A 20,668-nucleotide genomic window follows, 5' to 3' on the forward strand; every position below is an offset into this window, starting at 1 on the left:
TGCCGCGCTCATGCGTCGCCCCGGTCGTTGGTCAGGCGCAGCGAACGGATCGACTCGAGATCCTCGATATTCCAGAGCTGCTCGAACAGTGCTGCGGCATGGCCTTGCTTGAACACCCGGGTCGCGCAGTCCATGAACTTATCCTGCAGTTCGTCGCGCGAAAGCGGGCGCTGCCAGCTGCCCTTGGCATGAACCACCGGCGCGTGCTCAAGCACCTCGCCCGACGCCAACACGACGCTGACGCGGTCGTCCGGCGCGAACGGCTGATCTCCCGGCATGATTTCATCGGTTGTCGTGCAACGGACCTTGGCGAAGGTGGCGCCGACGTCGGGCCGCGAGACGAACTCATCGGTGAGCTCGGACAGCCCGACGCGGCCGGCGATCAGCGCGGCGGTCATCGCGAATTCCATGCTGAACTTGGCCTCGAGACCGGTCTGCGGATTGGTGTTGCGCAACATCAGCCTTTGGGTGACGCCGGTGTGGACCCGAATTTCCTTCACGTCGTCGGGTTTCAGCTTGTGCGCTTTCACCAGGTCAATCATCGCGTCGATCGAACGATGGGTCGCATAGCAGGTCGGATAGCGCTTCACATTGATGCCGAGATCGGCAAGCCGCCGGTTGCGGCCGATATCGATCGTGCCGTTTTCGATCTCCGGCGTGCCCGAGGGCGAATGGGCACGCAGGAAGCCGGTTTGGTGCTCGAGCACGTCCAGCGATGCGGTAAATCCCTGATCGGCGAGGCGCGCGGCAAGCACGCCGGATTGGGCGGTGCGGCCGGCATGCAGCGATTTGGTCATGGTGCCGAAATTGGCAACCAGTCCGGAGGCGAGCGAGGCGGCGATCGCGATGGCATGCGCGGTCTTCGTGGAGTCGAGCTTGCGCAGCCGCGCACAGGCGGCCGCGGTGGCGAGCGCGCCCATCACGGCCGTCGGATGAAAGCCGCGCTCATGGAGGTGACCGGGCTCCAGCGCAATGACCTGCGCCCAGACTTCGTAGCCCGCGGCATAGGCGGCGAGCGCGTCGGCGCCGCTGGAGTCGAGCGACCACCCTTCGGCCAGGATGGCGGGCACCAGCACGGTGCTCGGGTGTCCGGCGAGCGCCACGTCGTCATAGTCGAGCACATGCGCCGCGACACCGTTGACGAGCGCGGCATCTGGCGCCGCGAGATTGCGGCCCGACGGAACCTCGGGCGCGCCATCGTTCTGGGTGGACGCGGCCACCATCGCCGACACGATCCGCACCGGCTGCTCGGCGGCGCCAGCGATCATGACGCCGACGCAGTCGATGATGCCGGTCCGCGCCGCCTCGCGGCAGCGGCCGGACAGATCGGACAGCTTGAGGCCGGCTACAAAATTCGCCGTCTGACGCGTGATATCCAGCATGGGTCGTCTCCTCAGTAGGAACGCGGAAGACCGAGCACGTGCTGCGCCACATAGGCCAGCACCATGTTGGTCGAGATCGGAGCTGTCTGGTAAAGACGGACCTCACGCCATTTGCGCTCGACGTCGTATTCCTGCGCAAAGGCGAATCCGCCATGGGTCTGGAATGTCGTATCGGCCGCTTTCCAGGTGGCCTCCGACGCCAGCAGCTTGGCGATGTTGGCGTCTGCTCCGCAGGGCTGCCCGGCCTGGAACAACGCGGCGGCGCGGCGGCACATCATGTCGGCGGCTTCGAGTTCGGCGTAGGCGCGCGCCAGCGGAAACTGGATGCCCTGGTTCTGGCCTATCGAGCGGCCGAAGACGCGCCGCTCATTGGCGTAGGCGACGCCCTTGCCGAGAAGCCAGCGCCCATCGCCGACGCATTCAGAGGCGACCAGGATCCGCTCGGCGTTCATGCCGTCGAGGATGTAGCGAAAGCCCTTGCCTTCCTCCCCGATGAGATTGGCGACCGGCACTTTCAGGTTCTCGATGAACACCTCTGTCGTGTTGTGATTGACCATCGCCTTGATCGGGCGGATTTCGACGCCGTTGCCCTTGGCCTCACGCAAGTCGACCAGGAACACCGAAAGTCCGTCGGTGCGCCGCTTCACCTGATCGACCGGACTGGTGCGCGCCAGGAGCAGCATCAGGTCGGAGTGCAGCGCCCGCGACGTCCAGACCTTCTGGCCGTTGACGACATAGACGTCGCCCTGACGCTCGGCGCGGGTTTTGAGCTGGGTGGTATCGGATCCGGTATTGGGCTCGGTCACGCCAAAGGCCTGCAGCCGCAGCCGGCCTGCCGCGATCTCCGGCAGGTACGTCCGCTTCTGGGTCTCGTTGCCGTGACGGAGCAACGTACCCATGATGTACATCTGGGCATGCGCGGGACTGGCGCTGCAGCCATTCGCATTGATCTCTTCGAGGATCACCGCGGCTGCACGCAGCGGCAGGCCCGAACCTCCGTATTCCTCCGGGATCAACGCGCCGAGGAATCCCGCTTCCGTCAACGCCGCGACGAATTCGGTCGGATAGGCGCTTTGGTCGTCGAGCTTGCGCCAATATTCGCCCGGAAAGCCCTTGCAGATCTGCCGCACCGTGTTGCGCAGGTCGGAGAAATCCTCCCCCAACGCGACGGTGACCTCCATGTCGGCAGTTTGGGCGGCGTCGTGATAGTTCATGTCATATCCTTTCAGGCGGCGGCGCTGGCCGACACGCGGAACGTTTTGGGCAGGCCGGCGCGGGCGATCGCGCCGGAGAACCGTTCGCCGGGCAGCCAGCTCTCGACCTCGCGTCGCAAGGCAACCAGCCGCTCGACATCGGCGCCGGTATCGAAACCGAGTTGCTCGAGCAGGAAGACGGTATCCTCGGTGTCGATATTGCCGGTGGCGCCGGGTGCGAACGGACAGCCGCCGAGTCCGGCGAGAGATGCATCGAACGCGCGTACACCCGCATCCAGTGCCGCCGTCACATTGGCGAGACCGAGACCGCGCGTGTCGTGGAAGTGGCAGGCGACCGGCAGTGGACGCACCGCTGCGATCACCGCGCCCATCAAGCGGCGAACCTGACCCGGATCGCCATAGCCGACCGTATCGGCGACGATGATCTCGTCGGCGCCCATCCCGGCGAGCCGCACCGCGATCTCGACCACTCGTGCCTCCGATACCGCCCCCGAGATGGTGCAGCCGAACGCGGTCGCGATGCCCGCACCAAGTCCGATTCGTGCTCCGGGGCGCTGATCGCGCGCTGCGGCGATGCGCGCGAAGTCCTGCAGCGACTCCTCGGTACTGCGGCGAACATTGGCCTGGTTGTGCTCCTCGCTCGCCGACAGCACATAGTTGACGATTGGCACACCGAGCGCGAAGGCGCGCTCGGCCCCCTTCAGATTCGGAACCAGAACCGACGGCCGCAAGCCCGGCATCGCCAGCGCGCCGCGGGCCACCTCCTCCGCGTCGGCAAATTGCGGGATCACCTTGGCCGGCACGAACGAGGTCACCTCGATCTCGCGGATTCCGGCCTCCACTGCGCCGCGGCACCAGGCCAGCTTGCGCGCGCTCGGCAAGATGGTTTTGACCATCTGGATGCCGTCGCGGGGTCCGACCTCGCGAATATGAGCTTTCTCACGCATTTCGCGCCTCCTCCTACTTGCCTTGAAAGTTGGGTTTGCGGCGCTCGTTGAACGCCAGCACGCCTTCGCGCCGGTCCGCGGTCGGAACCAGACGGTTGTAGGCCTCGATCTCGAAGGCGAGGCCATCGGCGAGCGACATCTGCAAACCGCGATGGATCGCCTGCTTGGCCTGGCGCACCGAGATCGGGCCATTGGCAGCGATGCGATGGGCGATGGCGAAGGTCGCCTCCAGCAATTCCCCTGGCGGCAGCACCCGATTGACCAGCCCCCACCGCTCGGCCTCGGCAGCCGAGAACGGCTGGCCGGACAGGATCAATTCCTTGGCGCGGCGCTCGCCGACGGCGCGCGGCAGATTCTGCGTGCCGCCGCCACCTGGCATGATGCCGAGCGTCACTTCGGTCAGCGCGAAGCGTGCATTGGTCGAGGCGTAGACGAAGTCGAGCGCCGCCGCGATCTCGCAGCCGCCGCCATAGGCCGCACCATTGATCGCGCCGATCACGGGAATCGGACAGCCCAGCAGAGCGCGCAGCATGCGCTCGAAGACCAGATGCTGTGCCTGCCAGGCCTCGTCCGTCATGCCGTTGCGCTGCTTCAGATCGCCCCCGGCGCAGAACGCCTTGTCGCCGTGTCCGGTCAGGATCACCGCGCGCAACCCCTCGATGTCGGTCGAGAAGCCCTCGAACAGTTCCACCAGATCGAGGCCCATCTGGGTGTTCATCGCATTGGACGCTTCCGGCCGGTGCAACGTCACCAGCAGGATATCGCCATCACGCCGTTCGACCTTGATGGTTTGGAAATCAGTTCGCATTGATGGCTCCCTTGCTCGCAGGCTTTCGAAGAATGGCATTGTGCTGGCCGAGCGCCGGCGCAGCGGTGCGCGCGCGTGGTCGCGTACCGTCGAAGGCAAGCGGAACGCCGACAAGATCGATATCGTCGCCAGCACATCGCACCATCATGTCGAGCGCGCGGGTTTGTGGATGCTCCGCAACCTGATCGGTGGTCAGCAGCGGTGCATTGGGAACCCCGGCGCCGTCGAGAATGCCGCCAAGCGCATCGGCCGTATACTTGCGCACCGCGGCCGCGATTTGCGGGATCAGTCGTTCGCGGTTGACGACCCTTGCCGCGTTGGTCGCGAAGTCAGGATCATGCGCAAGCGCCTCGAGACTCAACGCCACGCACAGCTTGCGGAACAGATTGTCGTTGCCGGCTGCAATCATCAGCCATCCGTCGGACGCCTCAAATGCCTGATAGGGCGCGATTTCCGCGGTGCCCGATCCATAGGGCTTGCGCACCTCACCTGACGCCGCATAGCCGGCCAGCGGAACGGTCATCCACGCGAGCCCGGTCTCGTAAAGCGAGGTCGCAACGCTGCGACCCTGACCGCCCTTGTTGCGCGCCACCAACGCGGCGAGCATGCCGATCACCGCCCACATGCCGGAGCCCATGTCGACCAGCGAGACGCCGACACGCACCGGCGGCCGACCGCCCTCGCCGGTAACGCTCATGATGCCGGTGCTGGCCTGGGCGAGCGGATCGTAGCCGGGCTTGCTGGCGAGCGGTCCCTTGGCGCCGAACGCGCCGATGTCGCACCAGATCAGCGATGGCTTCGCGGCGCTGAGCGCATCCGCGGTGAGACCAAACTTGTCCAGAATGCCGGGCCGCAGATTCTGGATGACGGCATCGGCCTCGTTCAGGATCAGCGACTTCAGCTTCTCGCAATCTTCCGCTGCACCGAAATCGACGGTGATGCCTTCCTTGCCGCGATTGAGACTATGGAACACACTTGCCGTTCCGTTCCAGAACGGCGGCCCCCAGCCACGCGCATAATCGCCGCTCTTGGGATTTTCGACCTTGATCACACGGGCGCCGAGATCGGCCAGAATCAATCCGGCATAGGGGGCGGCCACGCTGTGTCCGAGTTCAACCACGGTGATACCAGCGAGCGGCTTGTCAACGTCCATCAAATCCTCCCGGCTGCCGCAAGGGCCGCCGCCGTTCCTGTTGTCATCAATCGATTCATCATGTCGAGCGGCGTCGCTTTCACGACTTGTCCTGCGCATTGTCGGCAACCAGCACCGCGCCGTTGACGAAGCTCGCGCGGTCGGACAGCGCGAAGACGATCAAATTGGCGAGTTCCTCCGGCGTGCCCCAGCGCGTGTTGCGCATCGAATTATTTTCCGACCAGCGCTTGCGTTCGGCTTCCGCCTCCTCTTCGCCCAGATTGCGCTTGGCGAGTTCGCGCTCCCATTTTGCAAAACGTTCCGGAGTATTGACGAAACCGGGAACGACGCAGTTGACGCGAATGTTGTGCGGCCCGAATTCGTTGGCGAGAATCTTGGAGAAGCGGATTTCGGCCGACTTGGCCGGACCGGTGCATGACGACAGGAACGGCGGCATCGTCACCATGATCCCGGTTTCGCCCGACACGTTGACGATGCTGCCGCCGTTCTGCTCGATCATGATCGGGATGATGCGCTGACAGATACGGAACTGAGCGAAGAAATTGATCGCCATGCCGTATTGCAATTCCTCGTCGGTGACTTCGAGGAACGGCTTGTAGGTGCCGGTGCCGGCATTGTTGACCAGGATGTCGACGCGGCCGAGGCGATCGCGGGCGAGCGCCGGCAGCCGCTCGATCTGCTTCAGATCGGTCACATCAAGCGACAGCGTTTCGACCTTGACGCCGGTGCTCCGCTCGACGTCAGAACGACATTCGGCCAGCGCGTCCTCGCGGCGCGCGCAGACCAGAACCTTGACACCCTCCTCCGCCAGCAAGCGTACGGTCTCGAGACCAATGCCCTTGCTGCCGCCGGTGACGATCGCCGTCTTGCCTTCAAGTCCAAGTTTCATTTGATCGCATCCCTTTGAGATCGGGTCAGGCGGTCGAGCAGCCTGCGCACAGGCATCGATCCGCCGCTACGTGCCGAGGCGAAAACCTCGGCCGCAAGGCTGGCGCCTTCGCCGGCCGGAATTCCGGTGCCGGCCAGGCGGCTATCAAAAACCTCGGTGGCGCGGACTTCGTCCTGGAACACCAGAACCTTGGGCGCCTCGCGCGCAGTCCGGCGAAGACGCCCACCATTTTCGATCTCCAACTCGACGGTCGCGTCGAGATGGGTACCGATCGCGTCCGGCTCGACGATCGTCTTTTCGACGAGTGTCATGATCTCCCGGTCCTGGCGATGCTCGACGCCCATCTCGTAGTCGAGGCGGCCGTAGCGCAGCATGGCGGCGACCGCAAAGGCGGTGCTGGCCTGGGTCTGCACCGTCCGCGTGAACGGTCCCTTGAAGGACGTTCCCGGATATTGCGTATAGGGCTCCCAGATCGTCACGGTAATCCGCTTCACCTGCGACAGATCGATGCCGTCGCGGTGAAGCATATGTGCCGCCAGCACCGCCGACATGTTGTCGCCCAGGGTTGCGAACGGTTTTGCCATGATGCCGATCATCGTCGTGACATCGGGGCCTCGCTGCCATTGTTCTGGCGTGCGATCGAGCCCGGCAAGCGAGCGCAACAACCCCTTCGGTCCTTCCAGCGCATCGGGCGCCCCCTGGACGCCGCGCGCCGCGAGCTCCGCGGCAACCAGCCCACCCTGGGCGGCGCGCCCGTTCTGTACGCGCCATTCGTCGGAGCCGCAGCGCACCGGCTCCAGCGTGCCGCCGGTCGTGCAGGCCGCGATGGCAACCGCACTGGTGGACCTCGGTGGATCGAGCCCAAGTGCGGCTGCGGCCGCCGCCGCGGCGCCGATCGTGCCGAAGGTTGGGCTGGTCCGCACGCCCCTGCCGATCAGGCCGCGGGCAACGACTTCACCCGCACCAAGCCATTTGAGCGCGGAATAGCCGACCGTGAGAGCGGTCAATACGGTGCGCAGCGGCGCATCCAGCGTTTCGCCAAGCGCCACCGCGACCGGCGCAATCAGGGATCCCGGGTGCGTCCAAGAATCGTGGTCGGTGTCGTCTTGAAAATAGGCGTGAACGGCAATGCCGTTGGCGAGAACCGCCTCGGACAGCGCGGCATGTTTGCCGCTCGCCCAGATGCGCGCGGTGCGCGGTCCAGGCAGCACCTCCGCGGTCATCGCACGCGCGGCCGCGGCCGTCGCCTCGTGCCGCGCGGCGAGCGCGAGCCCCAGCGAGTCGAGCAGGCAAATGGCTGCCTTCGTGGCGACATCCGGGGACAGTTCGCTCGCTGACGTCCTTGCGGCGAAGGTCCCGAGCAGTGCGGTGGCGTTCAACGTAGCGGACATCACAAATACTCCTCGGCAAGCGCAACGTCGCGAATTTCGGCAACGGTGCCGCTCCGCCTGACCTCGCCACCGCGCATCACGTAACCGCGTGTGGCAAGCTTGAGCGCCGGACGCGCCATCTGCTCGGTCATGAGAATGGTCGTGCCGCGCCGCTGCATATGGCGGATCGCCTCGCTGATCTGCGCGATCCACACCGGCGCGAGCCCGAGGAAGGGTTCATCCAGCAGCAGCAGCTTGGGAAACGAACTCATGGCGCGCGCCAGGGCGACGATCTGCTGTTGTCCCCCCGACAATTGTCCGGCCGGCTGGCTGGCGCGCTCCTTCAGGATCGGAAAGATGCCACAGAGCCAAGCCCAAGCTTCGCGCTGGGCCGCCCCGCCGTGCCAGCAGGCGCCGCTCAGGACATTGTCAGCGACCGACATGGTCGCAAATACGCGGCGGCCTTCGGGCGAATAACCCATTCCCGCCCGGGCGCGGCCATCGCAGGATACGGCGCTGAGATCGTGGCCCGCGAAGCGCACGCTGCCATGCGAGGCCTTGACCAGACCGATGACGGCGTTGATCAGGCTCGACTTGCCGGCACCATTGGCGCCGATCAGCAGGACCGTCTCACCCTCGGCGACATCGATCGAGACACCGCGGATCGCCGTGATGCCGCCATAGCGGACTTCGAGGTCTTTCACCGCCAGCATCAGGCCGCCTCCTCGTCCACCGACCCGAGATAGGCATCGATGACATCCTTGCGTGCCAGGACTTCGGCCGGAGCGCCCTCGGCCAGGACACGACCGGAATCGAGAACCAGTATTCTTGGACAGAGGCGGCGCACGAGATCCATGTCATGCTCGACGATCAGGACCCCGCAACCGAGCTCAGTCTTTACGTGGCGCACGAAAGCATCGACCCGTAGGCGCTCCCGCCGCTCGAGACCGGCCGCCGGCTCGTCGAGCAGCAGGACTTTCGGCCGAGCTGCGCAGGCCAGAATGAGGCCCAGCATCTTCTGAAGCCCGTACGGCAGCTTGTCGCTCTGCTCATCGAGCTGCGGTTCAAGCTCGAACTCGTCAATCAGCGGCGCGACGCTCTCCCATCCGGGCCCGCTGCCGCTGAAGCGAAGGACCCGAGAAATGTTCTCGCGGACCGATGCCGTACGGAAGGTGTTGGTTTGTTGGAAGCTGCGGATAATTCCCATGCGACTGACGGCATGGAGCGGCTTGTCCGTCATGTCCTTGCCGTCGAGCCGCACCCGGCCGGTAGTCGGCGGCAGCATGCCGCAAATGACGTTGATGAGCGTGGTCTTGCCGGCGCCGTTTGGTCCGATGACGCCAAGGACGTCGCCTGGCGGGATGGCGAAGCTGACATTGTCGAAGACATGCAGCCCGCCAAACCGCTTGGAGATGGCAGCGACCTCGAGCAGCGCGCCGCCGTCGGTACGTACGGTGCATTCAGCCGTCATTGCAGCGGCTCCATCGCATTGGGCACGCTCAGCGTCGGCGACGAGGCGACGGTGGAAGACCGCGACGGCAGCGGCGGGGAAAACACACGGACACCAAGGCGATGGATCGTCCCGACGATGCCCTCGCGCGCGACCAGCACCACGACCACGATCAGGAAGCCGAACAGGAACTGAGAATACTCCCCGCGCAATGCGAAGACGTCTCCCGCCCAGATCAGCAGGGCGCCGCCGACAACCGGGCCAAGCATGCTGCTCTTTCCCCCGATGATCGCGTAGGCAATGTAGTTGACCGATGACAGCGCGCTGAACGAGGTCGGATGGGCGGTGAGCAGCATGTTGACGAGAGCGAAGCCAGCGAGCCCGGACACACCCGCCGCGATGGCGAAGCCGAACGCCTTGTAGTGCCAAACAACGAGGCCGAGACTCTGGGCAAGGAGTTCGTTCTCTTCGATCGCCGCGAAGTGCTGGCGAAGCGTACGGGTCACCGCAGCGGTGACGATGGCGCCGGTGAGCGCCAGGCCGATCGTGACCTGAAGCACCGCGCGGTTGTCGGCGAGTTCCAGCCCGAACAGCGTCACCGCCGGCATGCCGACCAGTCCATTGGACCCACCGGTCAATCCCGGCGTTTCGAACAACAACAGTTGCGTGATCTCGGTGAGGACGAACGTGACCAGCACGAAATAGACGCCGGTCAGACGTAGCACCAGCGCACCGAGCGGCAGCGCAAACAGCGCCGGCACCACGAAGCTGGCAAGCCCCAGCAACAGCACGTCGGTCACGCCGTGACGAAGCCCCAGGATCGCGACGGTGTAACCGCCGATCGCCATGAAGGTCGGCACGGCGAAGGTCATCAGATTCATGCGCAGCATGATGTAGACGCTGAAGGCAGCCGTAATCGCGATCAGCATCTGGTTGGCCAGCGAATAGACCATCGGGTTCTGGCTGAGCCAGGGGACTGCGAAGGCGGCCGCGATGACCACGACGCTTGCCGCCTCGGCCAGATCGCCGCGCTTGGAGAGCGAGTGGGCTGTCATGTGCTCAAGCTCCCCGAACCCGGTGACCGAACAGGCCGGATGGCTTGACCACCAGCATGACCAGGACGAGCACGAACAGCGCGAGCGCGCCCTTCGAGCCGCCGAGATAGACCGCCGAGAACGCCTCCGCCATGCCGACAATGAAGGCCGCGACCGTCGCACCGCCGACGCTGCCAAGACCGCCGAGGATGACGATCAGGAAGGACGTCGCCAGCACGGGATCGCCGATATGCGGCGCGAGCGACAGGATCGGTGTTACCAGCGCGCCGGTGAGGCCGGCGAGCCCGGTCGCCAGGGCGAAGGCGGCCGGGAACAGAATCGCGGGACGCAGTCCCTGCGCCGTCGCAACCGCGCGGTCATCGGCCATCGCACGCAGAGCGCGGCCGAAATCGGTGTAATAGATCAGGCCGTAAATCGACAGGATCCCGATGATGCAGACGCCCAGCACCACGAGATTCTCAATCGGCACAAAGAATCCATGGCCATGAATGACACCGGTCAATGGAAACGCGAAGGCCGGAGATTGCGGCCCGAACACCACCAATATGCCGCTCGACATCATCAGATAGAGGCCGAGCGTCAGCATCAGCGTCGCCAGATGATCGTCAATCACGCGATCCAGCACGAAGCGCTCGAACAGGAATCCGAGCACCGTGGTACCCAGCGCCGCGCAGATCACCGCCAGCGCGTAAGGCATGCCGAGATAGGTCACCGCGGAATAGGCGAGATATCCTCCGAGAACGTAGAAGCCGCCATGCGCGAAATTGACGACTCCGAGAATGCCGAAGATCAGGGTGAAGCCGAGGGCGAGCAGCGCGTACTGCGCACCCAGGCTGATGCCGATGAGGCTGGTGGCGACAAAACCTTGCACGGAGTACCCGCTACTTGCCGCCGGCCGCTTCGACCCTGATAGTCGGTTGCAGCTTGCCTTTTTCCACGAGTCCGACGCCAAACGGGAACGACAGTTCCTGGTTGATGCCGAAGAAATCCTGCCCGATCCAGTGACCGGGACCGATATTGGGATCCTCGACCGGCAAAGATCGCAGGGCCTCGGCAACCTTGGCCGTGTCCGAGATGGTACCGGCCTTGGCGATTGCCTTGGTTACCATGCGGGCGGCGGAGACCCACTGAAAGAACAGATTGTTTTCCGGCCGATCGGCACCGAGCAGTTTCTTGTACTCGTCGGCGATCATTTGCACTTTCTCGTCGATGAGAACCGGTTCGTACCAATAGAAGTCCTTCAGCACCTCATCGCCACCGGCGACGCGGGAGATTTCGGTGTATCCCGGACCGCCGAGACGTCCGATCGGTCCCTCAAAGCCAGCCTGACGCAATTGCTTCACGATGATGCCGGCGTCGCCAGGGGGCGATGAAGCGAGATCGACGGCATCGGGCTTCGCGTTCATGATCCGGGTCACGATCGGCGCGAAATTGGTGGTGCCACGCTGATAATATTCTTCGGAAGCTGTGATGCCGGTTCTCTTGTATGCGTCGGCGTCGACGCTCGCGATATCCGTGCCGCCTTGGTCGTTCGGCGCGACCAGCACCACGCTCTTCATGCCGAACTTCTGTTTGGCGATCTTGATGATCGGTTCGGCCCAGCCCGAAGGCCCCGGCCCCATATGAAAGACCAGCGGCAACTGCGGCGATAGCGCATCCTTGGCGTAGCCGTTGCCCATCACCAGCATCGAATTGCGCTTGGCGATCGGCTTCACGCCGGTGAGCTCGGGCGAGCCGATGGGGCCGATGATGAATTTAACGCCCTGCCCTGCCAGCGTGTTGGCCGCAGCGGCGGCGCCTTCGGCCGTATACTTGCTGTCGATGGCAACGACGTTGACCTTGCATGGCGCCCCGTCGATCTTGATCAGGCCGTCCCGGTTGGCCTCGGCAGCGACGAGTTCGACCGCGCCGCGCAGCGCGAGGCCCCATTGCGCAGCGGGACCCGACAGGACGCCGACGACGCCGAGCGTCAATTCCTGTCCCGCCGCCATCACCGAAACATTCGAACTGGCAAGCGCAGCGCCGACGGCGATGCCGGACAACAGCAGATCTCTCCGCGTAGTGCTCATCACTCCCCCCGTAATTTGTTGCGGCTCATGCGCCGTCCACTTGTTGCGTGGAAACCCGAAGCGTTCCGCTCCGGAGCCGCGCGTATCGCTCGGCGCCGGGACGCTAGGCGTGCGGAGGTCGCCTTGTCAATGAAACGTTTCATGAAAAATAGAGCAGATCAGCTATGCTTGAGATGAATCACTGTTCCGGACATGCAATAAATATAAACAATAACAGAAGATTATCATATCGATCGAACGATCCATTAGAACTCGAAACGATGCGCTGCTACTGACGCACCTTTGCAATGAAACGTTCCACTTGAATCAGCTTGGCCTGCCCGTTAGCTTCCGTGACCCGTCGCGGACAGAAGACGACGGCCAAGGGGAGAAACTCGATGATGCGGGGCGCCGTGACGGCCGTGCTTGCCGTGCTTGCGATTCAGTGCAGCCAGGGAGCGCTAGCAGCCGAACCTCAGTTCAAGCTGCGGGCTTCGGTGGACACGTCGGCGACACACGGACGGACATTGTCTGCCGCCGACTACCTGAAGAAGCTGCAGGAAAAATCTGGCGGCCGGATCATGACCGAGCTGTTCCACAGCGGCCAGTTGTTTCGCGACCGCGACGTGGTGAAGGCGCTGCGTCAGGGCGCCGTCGAGATGGCGATCCCCGGCACCTGGGTGCTGACCGGCTTCGTCCCCGATGCAGACGTCTTCCAGCTGCCGGCATTTTTCGGGCAGCCCTACCCGGTCGTCTATGCTGCTGCCGACGGCAAGATCGGCGAGATCATCAACAAGCAATTCGAGAGCAAGCTCGATGTCAAATTGCTCGGCCCCTGGCTGCAGCTCGGATATCAAAACACCTACAGCACCAACAAGCCGATCCGCGACTTCGCCGACCAGGCCGGCATGAAGATCCGCAACTCCGGCGGCGCGGGACAGTCGGCGCGCGCCAAATTCTTCGGCGCGTCACCGAACGTGACGGCATGGCCGGACGTTCCGCTGGCGCTGTCGCAAGGCACGTTCGACGGGCTGAGCTCGACCGATGAAAGCCTTGCCAGCGCAAAGCTCTGGGAATCCGGCGTGAAATATGGCTTTGCGGATCGCGAATTCGTCGGGTTCTACGTGCCGATGATCAGCGAGAGCTTCTACAGGAAGCTGCCGCCGGATCTCCAGAAGCTGGTCATCGACCTCTGGCAGGAGAACATCCATGCCTACCGCAAGAGCATGGAAGAAGCTCAGACCGAGGCGCGCCACACGCTGGAGAAGAACGGCGTCGTGTTCGTTTCGCCGTCCGAGAGCGCGCTCGCTGAGGTCCGCGCCAAGATGCTGCCTTTGCAGGACGGCATCGCGAAGGAGTTGCGGATTTCGCCCGCCTTGCTGCAGCAGGTGCAGGCGGATGTAACGACCATCGGCCATTGATTGCCACCCATGATGAAGATCTGGAACAGGCTTGAACTCCTCTTGATAGGAGTTCTTGGTGCCGCCGCGCTGACGGTCGGGACCGCTCAGGTCATCGGCCGTTACGTGAACAAGAACTTCGCTTTCATCAATGGCGAGGAGGTGGTGGTCTATCTGACGGTCTGGGCGGTGTTTCTGGCGTCGAGCCAGTTGGTCCGGACCGATGGGCATGTCAGGCCCGACGTCGTCCTGCGACTGTTGCCGCCGCAAGGGCAAAGATGGGTCGAGGCATTCAACTGCTGTGTCGCGATCTTGTTTTGTGGCGGCCTGGCCTATTGCGGCTTCCAGGTTGCCGACGTCGCCCGCAGCCTCGACGAGCGCAGCATCACGGGCCTCGAATTCCCGATGTGGATCTACTACTCGGCCATCCTGACCGGCGCCGTGCTGATGCTGTTGCGCTACCTCATCAAGCTTTATTTGCTCGTCTTCCGCTTCGATCCCGCCACCATGGTCATCGCCGTTCACGATCACTGAGCGATCGGCGGCGACGTCAGCCGTCTTAATGACCGATCTGCCATCGGTAAACTGACCGTCGTGGTCCCGCATCGGGACGCTTCAGGTCCAGCAACAACGAGACCGACACGATGTGGACGATGCTTTTCCTGCTGATGTTCTTCGGGCTGCTCTGCGCGGGAATGCCGATCTTTCTGGTGTTGGGTCTCTGCGCGGCAGTCCTGTTCGGTTTCAGCGACCAGCCTCTGGTTGCGATCGCACAGAAGATCGCCGATGAAATGAATTCCAGCACACTGATGGCCTTGCCGCTGTTCGTGATGGCCGCCGCATTCATGCGGCGCGGCGGCGTCGCCAAGGCGCTGGTCGATGTCGCGATCGCCTGGTTCGGACGATTGCGGGGCGCGCTCGGTCTCGTGACGGTGGTGTCATGCACCCTGTTTGCCGCGATCTGCGGCTCCTCGGTTGCGACCGCGCTCGCCATGGGCACCATTCTGGTGCCGGCGATGATCGAGCGCGGCTATCCGCGTCATTTTGCGCTTGGCGTGGTCGGCGCTTCCGGCACGATCGGCATCGTGATTCCTCCCAGCCTGTCGCTGATTCTTTACGGGCTGATCGCAGAGCAGTCCGTGCCGCGCCTGTTCCTGGCCGGCATCATGCCCGGGCTGCTGCAGGCAGCGATGTTCTTCGGCTGGGTGTTCTACTACTCGCACAAATACGAGCTGCCGCGCGAGCCGGCCGTGCCACGCGTCGAACTGGTGCGGATGAGCCTCAATGCCCTGCCCGCCCTTTGCGTGCCTTTCATCGTGATGGTCGGAATCTACGGCGGCCTGATGACGGTCACCGAAGCCGCCGCGGTTTCGGCCACGGTGGCGCTTCTCGTCAGCCTGTTCTTCTACCGCGGCTTTCAGGTCAGCCAGACGCTCGAGGTGATCGCCGAGGCGATCAAGAGCGCCGCAACGATCATGATCATCGTTGCGACCGCTCTGGCGTTCGGCCATTGGATGACGGACTCGGGCATTCCGGCGTCGCTGGTGAAGTTCACGCTCGACAACCAGCTTCATCCCTGGCAATTCCTGCTCGCGATCAACGTGCTGCTGCTCGTGCTCGGATGCTTCCTCGAGGTCGCCGCCACGCTGCTGGTGGTGATGCCGATCCTTGCGCCAGCGCTGAAACCGCTCGGAATCGATCCCGTCCATTTCGCGATCGTCTTCACCCACAACATGGAGATCGCGCTGGTTCATCCCCCGGTCGGACTGAACCTCTACGTGCTGGCCACGATTTCGACGGCGCCGGTTACCGAAGTGGTGCGCGGCGTTCTGCCGTTCCTCGGCCTGCTGCTGCTGTGCCTTGCGATCATCACCTATGTCCCGCAGCTTTCGCTTTGGCTACCCAATCTGGTCTATGGCGCGGGTTAGCATCGCGGATCGTCACGACGGAGATCTCGAGCATGTCATCGAAATCGATCCATTGGGCCGACGAATTCTCCGCGCTCGCGCTCCGCTACGGCAACAGGCCGGCCGTCGTCGACGCCGCCGGCACAACATCCTATGCGGAATTGTTCGCCAAAGCCGCCGGCGTTGCGGATGCCCTGATGCAGGCCGAGATCGGCCCGGCAGATGCCGTGGCTACATTGTTCCGCAACAGCGCCGACGCCGTTGCAGCCACTTTCGGCGTTATGCTGGCGGGCGCCGTCGAAGTCCCGATCAACCCTGCGCTGAGCAGCGACGAACGCGCTTACTGCCTCGCGGTCGCCAACGCTCGCCTGTTGATCACCGGCGCGGCCCTCGCGACCGAAAAGGCTGCCGGCGGTCCGAGCATCATCGAGGTCGAAAGCATCGAACGGACCGCGTTGGATCCGGCCGCCTTTCCGCAGGTCGACGGCGACGCGCCGGCGCGTATCGTCTTCACCTCTGGTACCACCGGACGCCCGAAAGGCGCGGTTCACAGCCAGATCGGCCGCTGGACGGCCAACATATTGCTGCGGGCGAACCTGCCGTTCCGCCCGGATGCCGGCAGCAATGTCCTGCTGATGACGCCATTCTCGCACGGCTCCTCGTTGATGACGCATGCCTATCTGTCGTCGGGTGCGGCCGTGACACTGCTCGACGGCGTCGACCCGCCGCGCGTACTTGATATCCTCGAACGCGGCGCCTGCGATGCGATGTTTGCGCCGCCGACCGTGCTGGCAAAGATCGTGGCTGCCGCGGGCACGCGCCAGTTCTCGTCGCTGCGCACGATCTTCTGCGGCACGGCGGTGCTGAAGCCCACGCTCTACGCGCGCGTCAAGGAGATGTTCGGCCCCGTGGTGCGGGTCACCTATGGCAAGAGCGAAGTATTCAATCCGATCACGGTGCTTGAAGCCGAGGAAACTGAGTCCTGGTATGCATCCGGAGGCGAGGACGCCTGCGTCGGCTGGCCCGCTCCTGGTGTTGAGATCGTCATCCGCGGCGAGGACGGCCGGCCGGCCCCGGCGGGCGGCAACGGCGAGGTTCTGATCCGTGCACAACACCTGATGACCGGGTATCGCACCACCGAGGGTTTTAGCGCGCTCGCACCGAATGAATTCCACGAAACCGGCGATCTCGGCTACGTCGATGCACGCGGCCGGCTGCACCTCATCGGCCGTAGCGCCGACGTCATCAAGTCGGGCGGCTACAAAGTAGCGCCGGAAGAGGTCGAACGATTGCTTGCGCCGGCGCTGCAGCCATCGGAAGTCGCGGTGGTCGGCATTCCCTCGGACTATTGGGGCGAGGTCATTCTGGCAGCGGTGGAAAATCCTGCGCCAGGCTGGGAGGAGCGCATCAATCGCGTGGTGCCGACTATGACCGACTACAAGCGCCCGCGCCTGCTGATTGCCCTCGACGAATTGCCGCGCAACGGAATCGGCAAGATCCTCCGCGGCGCCATTCGCACCGACGTGCTGTCCCGATTCCGCATCACCGAAGGGCCACGGCCGCGGCTCGAAAAGCGCTCCTAGCTCAGCGCCAGAGACAATAGCTCGGTCACAAATATTCTACGCAGCACGGCTATCGGTCGCTTCATCCACTTCGTTACGCGTTCTCGGCTTGGTCGGTTGAGCGATTGGCCCGTCAGGTTCGCGTTGACTTTCGGGAATGGAATAGCGCACTTCGTGACCAACGTCGCTGAATGCCGGAATCACAGCACGGCGGCCGATGGTCTTGGCATTGGTCATATTCGATGTGCCTGATCCGAATGCGGCGCCGGCAATGGCGTGATGCGCAGCCACTCGGTACATGCAAGACGGGTCGGTTGGCTCCGAGATTCGCCACTATTGAGGGTGCGAAATCGCAAACGATCGTAGCCTGGCGTGCAAAATCGTACGCATGGTAGCGGGGGAGCGCTACCGCCTTTCCCCACACCAACCAAACCTACGATACATCATCCAATCCTTCGCATAGGGCAGTTCATGAGCCCGTGTGGCGAGCACAGATTTATCCCAACAAAGCGGAACGTTGAAAGACCTTCGCCTGTAGGTCAGGCGAAATCGACCTCTGTCGCGGAATATCGAAAGCCCGTATTCGGTGCCGGCATCGTGCCGTAGGCGCGTGGTGCTCCTCGTCTGCTTCCTTCCGACCAGCTCCGGCCAATTTCTCAACTTGACCTACCAGAAGCGCCAGACCTCTCCCTGTCGCGCGGATACCATTTCTAGACGGGTCGCGGGTCGATGACGCCCGGACAATCAACCTATCCCATGTGCCAGGCACACCACCGCGGTCGCCGGCGCGATGCTGTTTCGTATCGATCCGGCGCAGTTCCAGTACAAAGTCAACCAGCTCGAGGCATCGCTCGCGCAAACACGCCAGCAGGTCAAGCAGTTGAAGGCCAGTTACGAGCGGGCGACGGCGAATGTCGACGGGCTACGGCATCGACCCCGAAGGCAAACATCGCTTCTGCACTTGAAACTAGGCCGCCGGCGATATTCGTTTCCCGAACAATACGTGGGTTTATGGTGCGCGCTCCGAGGGCATTCGTCTTTGCTGCAGCTTCAAGGAGTTGCGGATGTGGACAACGAGGCTGGGGATATCCGTGAGCAGGGGTGCCTTGCCGTCTCTTGTCAGCGACCACTCTTAAGAGACGGCGGCACTCCCGGCATAATGGGCGCGGGGTTACGTTTCAGCGGGACATGATGACCGGCAAAGCCCATGGCCCGACCTATCGCGGATGAAGCCCAATTTCCGGCAAGGGACCGCTTCGGAAGTTCTCAAGCTTCGCGATCACCGGACCCAAGGTTTGAGTTAAGAAATCAATTCCCCGCCGCGGGTAAATGCTGCCGCCGTCCCCAGCGCGGCGCCGTGGAGAGCCTGCTTCCCACTACTTTCGATTATGCGGGCGTCCACGGATTTTTTCTCTACCAGTGGTTGCGCAAGGCGACGCCAGCCAAGTATTAGGTTGGCTGCAGCACGCCATCGGTCAAGGGCCTGGCTCGAGTACCATGAGAGCGGGACTTTCGTCCGGGTGCTTCAGGCGGGCAATGACCCTTCGCCCAATACGAAACGGTGCCAGCACTCCTGGGGCGGTGGAAGCCAATGCTGGGCCGCTGCCGCGCAGCCCAATCCTGGCTTGTCAGCTCGGTTCGCAAAACCAGCTTCTAGAACTCATCTGCCGGGGACGCCCTATCCCCGCCGAGCCTGCTGCAGCTCTTCGGAGTGGATTGTCGCCACCGCGTGACTGCCGGCGGCGCTTGCTCGCCCGCTCTTCGTTGAGGAGCCGCGAATGAAGCTTCCGGACCTGGATGTTTTCGTTCGTGCAGGGAAATGCACAAGCGATCCCCGCCAAGGACGTTCTTCAACCGGAGCGGCGAGTTCGCCGCCTAGCAACATGCGCTCCGCAGCCCGACCGGCCATGAACTCGATGCACTGAGTATATCGGCCCATGCCTTGGCGTCGAAAACCCGCCCGTCATCTCCGTTATTGGACTGGCCCTGTCGATCGCAACGCCGGTTTCAAGACGGTGCTTGTGTTCTTGCGTCGGCTGCCAACATCATAGCGGCTGCTGAAGCTTGCCGACTTGCAGATGGGATTGGGCTGAGATCTCGGTGCACCGCAAGTTCACCGCCTGCGGCAAGGTCGGCTGGGTTGATACCCGGGTCGACTGAGGCGAAGTGATCAATTCGCCAAGGACGTCTCTGGTAGGCCCTGCCGATTTCTCCTACTGGTAAACTTCCGATGCGCGGAGGTTTACTTTGCTTCGTAATCTCTGACGATGCGACCATCACGGGTCGATACCACGATCGGCGGGGTGGTGTAGTCGTCGCCTCAATCGCCACAATCTGCTTCAGGATGGATTATGCTGCACTTCCCTTGCACTCTCGTAATGGTTGCTGTTGGATAAGTGGGCGTCACATTGGCGTGTCGCGAAACATTTCATTGTCCATTTGAGGAGGAAAGTATGCTTCGGATCACTGCTCTTATTTTCTTCGCCCTTACCTGGTCCGCGAATGCCCAAACAAACCGCACCGAGTTGAAACGCGCCGACCTAAGCGGCACGAATATGGAGATTGTAGTCAGCGTCGTCGACGTACAGCCTGGAAATAATCTCATCCGCCACACGCATCATGGCGAGGAAGCCGTTTACGTTCTAGAGGGCGCAACGTTGGCGCTACCCGATGGAAAAGAGGTGCCATTTCCTACGGGAGCAGCAACAATCAACATTCGCGACGTGCCCCACGGTGGTTTCAAGGTGGCAGGCGACAAAACCCTGAAGATGTTGACGGTCCATATCGTCGATAAGGGTAAACCAATGATGGAGCCTGCAAAGTAAGAGGTCCCCTCAAACCGACATCAAGAAAAAGCGGTCGCAAACGCGCACCCACTTTTTCTGCTTGAGAACGCTACGCCGGGGCATTCTCGAATCCAGATGGTCGCCTCCGCGCCCATCCGCCCCTCGGCGACGCGCTCAACGCCGCATCGCTATCTCGAAGTAGCTCCAGCTCGGGGGACACGCCGCCTTCCGCCACGGAAAGGACAGCGCATGGTCATTAAGCGTCGGCACTTCAAGCAAGAGCACTCTCTAGAGGAACGCCTTACTGAAGAGGCCAAGAGTCTTCGTGAAGAAGCAAGCGTACTCCCCGCAGGTATGGAAAAAGAGCAGCTACTTAAGAGAACCCGGCAAGCTGAGACCGGCGCGCATATGAGCGCGTGACTTCAATCTCGCGGGTTACGGCCCCCAATATGAACCAATCAGCGAAGCCAAGCGCCGGACTAAAGATAGCGGCCGGGGCGTCTGTTTTGCTCGCCCTGCTACTGATGGGTTTTTCCTTTGTCGCGTTCTAAGGTAGGCCCGCAGCGAATGTCCTAACTAGGACGGCACCCAATCGCATGACCCTAGGCCGGCGAGAATCTGTTCGGCTAACCGAATTAACACGACTTCAGCTGAGTTTTTATTTCGGTTCGCTAATAACGCTGGCGCTCCGCGGATC

The 20,668-nt window shown here is 63.0% G+C and carries 18 protein-coding genes; 5 read left to right on the forward strand and 13 right to left on the reverse strand.

All coding sequences use genetic code 11. The annotated features are described in order from the left end of the window. Window positions 1-8 precede the first annotated feature (8 nt). From XI02_RS36390 to XI02_RS36445, 12 genes are all read right to left on the reverse strand, one after another. Window positions 9-1,382 carry an MmgE/PrpD family protein gene (locus tag XI02_RS36390; RefSeq protein ID WP_172646970.1) on the reverse strand — a complete coding sequence of 458 codons (1,374 nt, stop codon included), beginning with the start codon at window positions 1,380-1,382 and terminating at the stop codon, window positions 9-11. An 11-nt stretch (window positions 1,383-1,393) separates the two neighbouring features. Further along, window positions 1,394-2,596, reverse strand: a complete 1,203-nt coding sequence (locus tag XI02_RS36395; RefSeq protein WP_016844204.1) for an acyl-CoA dehydrogenase family protein — start codon at window positions 2,594-2,596, stop codon at window positions 1,394-1,396. Window positions 2,597-2,607: 11 nt separating this feature from the next. Beyond that, window positions 2,608-3,543, reverse strand: a complete 936-nt coding sequence (locus XI02_RS36400; protein ID WP_172646969.1) for a hydroxymethylglutaryl-CoA lyase — start codon at window positions 3,541-3,543, stop codon at window positions 2,608-2,610. A 13-nt stretch (window positions 3,544-3,556) separates the two neighbouring features. Then, the gene (locus XI02_RS36405; RefSeq protein WP_016844202.1) at window positions 3,557-4,351 is read right to left on the reverse strand and encodes an enoyl-CoA hydratase/isomerase family protein; all 795 of its coding nucleotides are present in this window, start codon (window positions 4,349-4,351) and stop codon (window positions 3,557-3,559) included. Further along, the gene (locus tag XI02_RS36410) at window positions 4,341-5,504 is read right to left on the reverse strand and encodes a CaiB/BaiF CoA-transferase family protein (protein ID WP_016844201.1); all 1,164 of its coding nucleotides are present in this window, start codon (window positions 5,502-5,504) and stop codon (window positions 4,341-4,343) included. Before XI02_RS36410 ends, XI02_RS36405 begins: the two co-directional genes overlap by 11 nt. A 79-nt stretch (window positions 5,505-5,583) precedes the next feature. Further along, window positions 5,584-6,393 (reverse strand): SDR family NAD(P)-dependent oxidoreductase, encoded by an 810-nt coding sequence (locus tag XI02_RS36415; RefSeq protein WP_016844200.1) that lies wholly within the window; start codon window positions 6,391-6,393, stop codon window positions 5,584-5,586. After that, entirely contained in the window at window positions 6,390-7,784 is a 1,395-nt protein-coding gene (locus XI02_RS36420; RefSeq protein WP_172646967.1) for an MmgE/PrpD family protein, read from the reverse strand. Before XI02_RS36420 ends, XI02_RS36415 begins: the two co-directional genes overlap by 4 nt. After that, the gene (locus XI02_RS36425) at window positions 7,784-8,476 is read right to left on the reverse strand and encodes an ABC transporter ATP-binding protein (protein WP_172646966.1); all 693 of its coding nucleotides are present in this window, start codon (window positions 8,474-8,476) and stop codon (window positions 7,784-7,786) included. Before XI02_RS36425 ends, XI02_RS36420 begins: the two co-directional genes overlap by 1 nt. Continuing rightward, window positions 8,476-9,234 carry an ABC transporter ATP-binding protein gene (locus tag XI02_RS36430; RefSeq protein ID WP_172646965.1) on the reverse strand — a complete coding sequence of 253 codons (759 nt, stop codon included), beginning with the start codon at window positions 9,232-9,234 and terminating at the stop codon, window positions 8,476-8,478. Before XI02_RS36430 ends, XI02_RS36425 begins: the two co-directional genes overlap by 1 nt. After that, complete coding sequence (locus tag XI02_RS36435; RefSeq protein ID WP_016844196.1) at window positions 9,231-10,268, reverse strand: branched-chain amino acid ABC transporter permease; 1,038 nt, start codon at window positions 10,266-10,268, stop codon at window positions 9,231-9,233. The genes XI02_RS36430 and XI02_RS36435 overlap by 4 nt, the downstream gene beginning before the upstream one ends. Window positions 10,269-10,272: 4 nt before the next feature. Next, window positions 10,273-11,139: a branched-chain amino acid ABC transporter permease gene (locus XI02_RS36440; protein ID WP_018273486.1), complete on the reverse strand. Its 867-nt coding sequence runs from the start codon at window positions 11,137-11,139 to the stop codon at window positions 10,273-10,275. A gap of 10 nt (window positions 11,140-11,149) precedes the next feature. After that, the gene (locus XI02_RS36445) at window positions 11,150-12,337 is read right to left on the reverse strand and encodes an ABC transporter substrate-binding protein (protein ID WP_085964861.1); all 1,188 of its coding nucleotides are present in this window, start codon (window positions 12,335-12,337) and stop codon (window positions 11,150-11,152) included. A gap of 377 nt (window positions 12,338-12,714) precedes the next feature. On the opposite strand from XI02_RS36445, the gene dctP reads away from it, so the two are divergent. The 4 genes from dctP to XI02_RS36465 all read left to right on the forward strand — a co-directional run bounded on the left by dctP (window position 12,715) and on the right by XI02_RS36465 (window position 17,206). Then, window positions 12,715-13,737 carry a TRAP transporter substrate-binding protein DctP gene (gene dctP, locus XI02_RS36450; protein WP_172646964.1) on the forward strand — a complete coding sequence of 341 codons (1,023 nt, stop codon included), beginning with the start codon at window positions 12,715-12,717 and terminating at the stop codon, window positions 13,735-13,737. Between the two features lie 9 nt (window positions 13,738-13,746). Then, window positions 13,747-14,250 (forward strand): TRAP transporter small permease, encoded by a 504-nt coding sequence (locus XI02_RS36455; RefSeq protein WP_069277011.1) that lies wholly within the window; start codon window positions 13,747-13,749, stop codon window positions 14,248-14,250. A gap of 110 nt (window positions 14,251-14,360) precedes the next feature. Continuing rightward, a complete protein-coding gene (locus XI02_RS36460; RefSeq protein WP_081334537.1) occupies window positions 14,361-15,644 on the forward strand; it encodes a TRAP transporter large permease in 1,284 nt (427 codons plus the stop codon). A 32-nt stretch (window positions 15,645-15,676) separates the two neighbouring features. Next, window positions 15,677-17,206 (forward strand): class I adenylate-forming enzyme family protein, encoded by a 1,530-nt coding sequence (locus XI02_RS36465; protein WP_244981021.1) that lies wholly within the window; start codon window positions 15,677-15,679, stop codon window positions 17,204-17,206. A 36-nt stretch (window positions 17,207-17,242) separates the two neighbouring features. Here XI02_RS36465 and XI02_RS36470 read toward each other — a convergent pair whose 3' ends face one another. After that, complete coding sequence (locus XI02_RS36470; RefSeq protein ID WP_125459265.1) at window positions 17,243-17,422, reverse strand: hypothetical protein; 180 nt, start codon at window positions 17,420-17,422, stop codon at window positions 17,243-17,245. 2,216 nt (window positions 17,423-19,638) lie between these two features. Here XI02_RS36470 and XI02_RS36475 point away from each other — a divergent pair. Beyond that, complete coding sequence (locus XI02_RS36475; protein ID WP_016844188.1) at window positions 19,639-20,010, forward strand: cupin domain-containing protein; 372 nt, start codon at window positions 19,639-19,641, stop codon at window positions 20,008-20,010. The last annotated feature ends 658 nt before the right edge of the window (window positions 20,011-20,668 follow it).

Source organism: Bradyrhizobium sp. CCBAU 21365, assembly GCF_015291305.1.
Classification (GTDB): Bacteria; Pseudomonadota; Alphaproteobacteria; order Rhizobiales; family Xanthobacteraceae; genus Bradyrhizobium; species Bradyrhizobium elkanii.